This is a genomic window from Streptomyces sp. AF1A (assembly GCF_047340315.1).
Classification (GTDB): Bacteria; Actinomycetota; Actinomycetes; order Streptomycetales; family Streptomycetaceae; genus Streptomyces.
On sequence record NZ_JBLEBI010000286.1, the window covers coordinates 1 to 5,166 of the forward strand.

General features: G+C 72.6%; 4 protein-coding genes. 3 read left to right on the forward strand and 1 reads right to left on the reverse strand.

What is annotated here, in order from left to right; genetic code table 11:
* Nucleotides 1–109: 109 nt before the first annotated feature.
* Nucleotides 110–538 carry a Rieske 2Fe-2S domain-containing protein gene (locus ACLU3S_RS35610; RefSeq protein WP_413956111.1) on the forward strand — a complete coding sequence of 143 codons (429 nt, stop codon included), beginning with the start codon at nucleotides 110–112 and terminating at the stop codon, nucleotides 536–538.
* A gap of 27 nt (nucleotides 539–565) precedes the next feature.
* On the opposite strand, the gene ACLU3S_RS35615 is transcribed toward ACLU3S_RS35610, so the two are convergent.
* Complete coding sequence (locus ACLU3S_RS35615) at nucleotides 566–1,513, reverse strand: hypothetical protein (protein WP_413956112.1); 948 nt, start codon at nucleotides 1,511–1,513, stop codon at nucleotides 566–568.
* 522 nt (nucleotides 1,514–2,035) lie between these two features.
* On the opposite strand from ACLU3S_RS35615, the gene uvrC reads away from it, so the two are divergent.
* Together uvrC and rapZ are read left to right on the forward strand one after the other, a co-directional pair.
* On the forward strand, nucleotides 2,036–4,123 hold the full coding sequence (gene uvrC, locus ACLU3S_RS35620) for an excinuclease ABC subunit UvrC (RefSeq protein ID WP_413956113.1): 2,088 nt from the start codon (nucleotides 2,036–2,038) through the stop codon (nucleotides 4,121–4,123).
* Complete coding sequence (gene rapZ, locus ACLU3S_RS35625) at nucleotides 4,120–5,136, forward strand: RNase adapter RapZ (protein ID WP_413956114.1); 1,017 nt, start codon at nucleotides 4,120–4,122, stop codon at nucleotides 5,134–5,136. Before uvrC ends, rapZ begins: the two co-directional genes overlap by 4 nt.
* Nucleotides 5,137–5,166 lie beyond the last annotated feature (30 nt).

The following is a 5,166-nucleotide window of genomic DNA, read 5'->3' on the forward strand; positions in this document are numbered from 1 at the left end:
CCCTCCGGTGCCGGCTCACGGGCTCGCGTGCACCGACCGCCCCGCCGCGAGTGCGGCCGGTCTGCCCGGGTATCGTCGCCCTGCACATCCCCTGACCAGTGGAGTCCAGATGCCCGCCGGACCGTCCGCGAGCCGCCGTACCGTCCTTCGAGGGGCCGCCGCGGCCCCGGTCGCCGGGCTGGGCCTGGCCGCGTGCTCGGCTCAGGGGGCAGGCGGCCCCGACGCGGCCGCACCCACCGCGCCGGTCGAACTCGGAGTCGAGAGCGAGATCGCCAAGGGCGCCGCCAAGCTGTACCGGGACCACAATGTGGTCGTCAGCAGGGACCGGACCGGCGCGCTGAAGGCTTACAGCACGATCTGCACGCACGCGGGGTGCCCGATCAACAAACTGAGGGGGACGACCCTGATCTGCCCCTGCCACGGCAGCGAGTTCGACGCCGTGACCGGGAAGGTCGTCCAGGCGCCGGCCACCGAGCCCCTGACCGAGCTGTCGGTGAAGACCGCGCACGGCCGGATCGTCGCCGGCCCGGCCGCCTGACGGGGGACGGCTCCGAGCGCAACCAGGTCACTGCCACTCCCAGGCGATGCCCACGATGCCCGGACGGATCCGGGGTTCGACCACGTGGACGCAGTGGTGGGGGCCGGTGGGGGACAGCTCCTGCCGGCCGCCGCGCGGGGCCGCCGGGGAGTGCTGGGTGAAGCGGTGGCACCGCACGGGCAGCGCGGCGGCGTCGAAGCGCACCTGGAGGGCGTACTGACCGCCGGGAAGGTCGAAACGGCGGAGGTACTCGCGCGAGGTCCCGGCCGTGCCGTCCTCGATGCCGTACCGGAAGAGAAAGGTGTCGCCGGAGCGCAGCCGGGTGCCGAAGAGCAGCTCGGCCACCAGCACGCCGGTGTCCTGGTCCCAGCGGACACGGCCGAGACGGCAGTTCTCCAGGGCCCGCACGCGGATGTCGGCCGGGCTGCAGCCGGGGTCGCCGTGGTGCACGGCCAGCAAGCGGTCGACGCCGTCGCGGTGGGCCCGCACGATGTGATGCGCCTCGCGGGCCACCAGCTCGCGCCGGGCGCCGATCCGGACGCACTCGTGGTGGCCCAGGGTGTGCAGCCCGCCGTCGAGGGACCGGCCCAGCTCGGCGCGGAGCCGGTCCAAGGCCGCCGTGGCCTCGGTCAGCGACCGGTAGGAACGGCCCGGCCGGCGACCGGTCGCCGGGCGCTGGTCGGCCTGGGCGAGCAGGCGGATCAGCGACTCGTCCGGCAGCTGGAGGATCTCCTCCAGCGCGCGTACGGCGCGCAGGGACTCCGGGCGCTGCGGGCGCCGGGCGCCCTGCTGCCAGTAACTCAGGCTGGTCACGCCCACCTTGACCCCATGGCGCGAGAGATGGTGCTGGACCCGCTGGAGCGGCAGTCCGCGCGCGGCGATCGCGGCGCGCAGCGCCACGTGGAAGGGGCCGCCCCGCAGGGCCGTGTCCAGCTCGGCGGTGGGGAAGTCCGCGTGCTCTGTGGCATGCCGCATGCCGAGGGGCCTTTCTGTGAGGTGTCGCTACGGCTGGTCAGACCGTCTGTGCGGAGGCCGGGGCCGCCCCCTGGCGCCGTGGACGCCCGTGGCTGTGCACAGCGCGCCCCTTTCGCGCGTGTGCCGGCCCCGAGTTCCTCCGCATTGAAGCGTGTTGACCATGGCCCGACAACACCTCGGACTCGGCCGATCCGCGCGACTGGCCGGAGCACGCCCCTCGCCGGACGGCGGAGGCCGTGATCTCCGGCTCGTACAGGCGCGGGAAGGGCCCGCGCGGGACGCGGCAGCGCCGGGTCGGCGTCCGGCAGGACCGACGGGGCGAGGGCCGGGCAGGACGGGTGGGCCCAGGGCTCCGCATGACCAAAACCCGCCCGTCGCAGGGGCCGGGGTGCCGAGGGCCGACGGCTCGGGACGAGCGGACGGGGCCCGGGGCGAGCGGGGCGCCGGGCGGTGCACCGGACGGGTGCCGGCGTCGTCCACAGGGCCGCCGCGGTGTCGGTGGGCGCCAGTAGGGTGTGAGACATGGCCGATCCCTCCAGCTACCGCCCCAGGCCGGGAGACATCCCGGACTCTCCCGGGGTGTACAGGTTCCGTGACGAGCACCGCCGGGTGATCTACGTCGGAAAGGCGAAGAGCCTGCGCCAGCGCCTGGCGAACTACTTCCAGGACCTGGCGAACCTGCACCCGCGGACCCGGACGATGGTGACCACCGCCGCGTCCGTGGAGTGGACCGTGGTGTCCACGGAGGTCGAGGCGCTGCAGCTGGAGTATTCCTGGATCAAGGAGTACGACCCCCGGTTCAACGTCAAGTACCGCGACGACAAGAGCTACCCGTACCTCGCGGTGACGATGAACGAGGAGTTCCCGCGCGTGCAGGTGATGCGCGGTCACAAGAAGAAGGGCGTCCGCTACTTCGGGCCGTACGGGCACGCGTGGGCCATCCGGGACACCGTCGACCTGCTGCTGCGGGTCTTCCCGGTGCGCACCTGCTCGGCGGGCGTCTTCAAGAACGCCGCCCGCACCGGCCGCCCGTGCCTGCTCGGCTACATCGGCAAGTGCTCCGCACCCTGCGTCGGCCGGATCACCCGCGAGGACCACAGGGACCTGGCCGAGGAGTTCAGCGACTTCATGGCCGGGCGCACCGGCACCTACCTCCGCCGTCTGGAGAAGCAGATGACGCAGGCCGCCGAGGACATGGAGTACGAGCGGGCCGCCCGGCTGCGCGACGACATCGAGGCCCTGAAGAAGGCCATGGAGAAGAACGCGGTCGTACTCGCCGACGCGACCGACGCCGACCTGATCGCCGTCGCCGAGGACGAGCTGGAGGCCGCCGTGCAGATCTTCCACGTCCGCGGCGGCCGGGTGCGCGGCCAGCGCGGCTGGGTGACCGACAAGGTCGAGGAGGTCACCACCGGCGCCCTGGTCGAGCACGCCCTGCAGCAGCTCTACGGCGAGGAGACTGGGGACGCCGTCCCCAAGGAGGTCCTGGTCCCGGCCCTGCCCGAGCCGGTCGAGCCGGTCCAGGAGTGGCTGACCGGCCGCCGCGGTTCCCACGTGTCCCTGCGCATCCCGCAGCGCGGCGACAAGAAGGCGCTCATGGAGACCGTGCAGCGCAACGCCCAGCAGGCCCTCGCCCTGCACAAGACCAAGCGGGCCTCGGACCTCACCACGCGCTCGCGCGCCCTGGAGGAGATCGCCGACGCGCTCGACCTGGACAGCGCCCCGCTGCGCATCGAGTGCTACGACATCTCGCACCTGCAGGGCGACGACGTGGTCGCCTCGATGGTGGTCTTCGAGGACGGCCTGCAGCGCAAGAGCGAGTACCGCCGCTTCCAGATCAAGGGCTTCGCCGGCCAGGACGACGTCCGCTCCATGCACGAGGTGATCACCCGCCGCTTCAAGCGGTATCTCGCCGAGAAGGAGCGGACGGGGGAGTGGGCGGACGGCGAGGAGACGTCGTCGAACGGCGACGCTGCCCTCCCCGACGGCGAGCCGCTCACCACGTCCCTCAAGGACGACGACGGCCGGCCCAGGAAGTTCGCCTACCCGCCCCAGCTCGTCGTGGTCGACGGCGGCCAGCCGCAGGTCAGGGCGGCGCGGCGGGCTCTGGACGAGCTGGGCATCGACGACATCGCCGTCTGCGGCCTCGCCAAGCGGCTGGAGGAGGTCTGGCTGCCCGGCGACGACGACCCGGTGGTCCTGCCCCGCACCAGCGAGGGCCTCTATCTGCTCCAGCGCGTCCGGGACGAGGCCCACCGGTTCGCGATCACCTACCAGCGCACCAAGCGCGCCAAGCGCTTCCGCGCCGGCCCCCTGGACGACGTGCCCGGCCTCGGCGAAACCCGCAAACAGGCGCTCATCAAGCATTTCGGCTCGGTGAAGAAGCTGCGGTCGGCGACAATCGAACAGATCCAGGAAGTCCCCGGCATAGGCCGGAAGACGGCCGAGACGATCGCCGTGGCCCTCGCCCAGGCGGCCCCGGCCGCACACGCCGTGAACACGGCGACCGGAGAGATCATGGAGGACGAGGAGCCCGAGACGACGGCGGGTTCCTCGGGGGAGCCCGTGGCCGCGGGCCCCCCGGACGAACGACGGGGGCAGGAGAGATGACCGAGCACGACGCACAGCCCACAGCGCGCCGAGATCACGCGCATGGCGGCACGGGCGACGACGCCGTCCGGCAGCACGCCGGTCAGGACGCGGGCCAGGACAACGGAGCACAGGTGAGTACGGGCAGCGAGACAACAGGCGTCCCCGAGGCGGCCATCCCCGAGCTGGTGATCATCTCCGGCATGTCGGGAGCGGGCCGCTCGACGGCCGCGAAGTGCCTGGAGGACCTCGGCTGGTTCGTCGTCGACAACCTGCCGCCCGCCCTCATCCCCACCATGGTGGAGCTGGGCGCCCGCTCCCAGGGCAACGTGGCACGGATCGCCGTCGTCGTGGACGTCCGCGGCCGGCGCTTCTTCGACAACCTGCGCGAGTCGCTGGCGGACCTGGAGGCCAAGAACGTCACCCGGCGCATCGTCTTCCTGGAGTCCTCCGACGACGCCCTGGTGCGCCGCTTCGAGTCGGTGCGCCGCCCGCACCCGCTGCAGGGCGACGGCCGCATCGTCGACGGCATCGCCGCCGAGCGGGAGCTGCTGCGCGAGCTGCGCGGCGACGCCGACCTGGTGATCGACACCTCCAGCCTCAACGTGCACGAGCTGCGCGCGAAGATGGACGCCCAGTTCGCGGGCGAGGAGGAGCCCGAGCTGCGGGCCACGGTGATGTCCTTCGGCTTCAAGTACGGCCTCCCGGTCGACGCCGACCTGGTCGCGGACATGCGGTTCCTGCCCAACCCGCACTGGGTCCCGGAGCTGCGCCCGTTCACCGGCCTCAACGAGGAGGTCGCCGCCTACGTCTTCAACCAGCCCGGCGCGAAGGAGTTCCTCGACCGGTACGCCGAACTGCTGCGACTCGTCGCGGCCGGCTACCGGCGCGAGGGCAAGCGGTACGTGACCATCGCCATCGGCTGTACCGGAGGCAAGCACCGCTCGGTCGCGATGTCGGAGAAGCTCGCCGCGCGCCTCGCGGCCGAGGGCGTGGAGACGGTGGTCGTGCACCGGGACATGGGACGGGAATGACGCAACGTACACCGCGGCTGAGCCGGCTGC

Bases quoted from the DNA above. Each gene is read 5' to 3' on its own strand.
- ACLU3S_RS35610 (WP_413956111.1), top strand. From the start codon at position 110: ATGCCCGCCGGACCGTCCGCGAGCCGCCGTACCGTCCTTCGAGGGGCC.
- ACLU3S_RS35615 (WP_413956112.1), bottom strand. From the start codon at position 1,513: ATGCGGCATGCCACAGAGCACGCGGACTTCCCCACCGCCGAGCTGGAC.
- uvrC (WP_413956113.1), top strand. From the start codon at position 2,036: ATGGCCGATCCCTCCAGCTACCGCCCCAGGCCGGGAGACATCCCGGAC.
- rapZ (WP_413956114.1), top strand. From the start codon at position 4,120: ATGACCGAGCACGACGCACAGCCCACAGCGCGCCGAGATCACGCGCAT.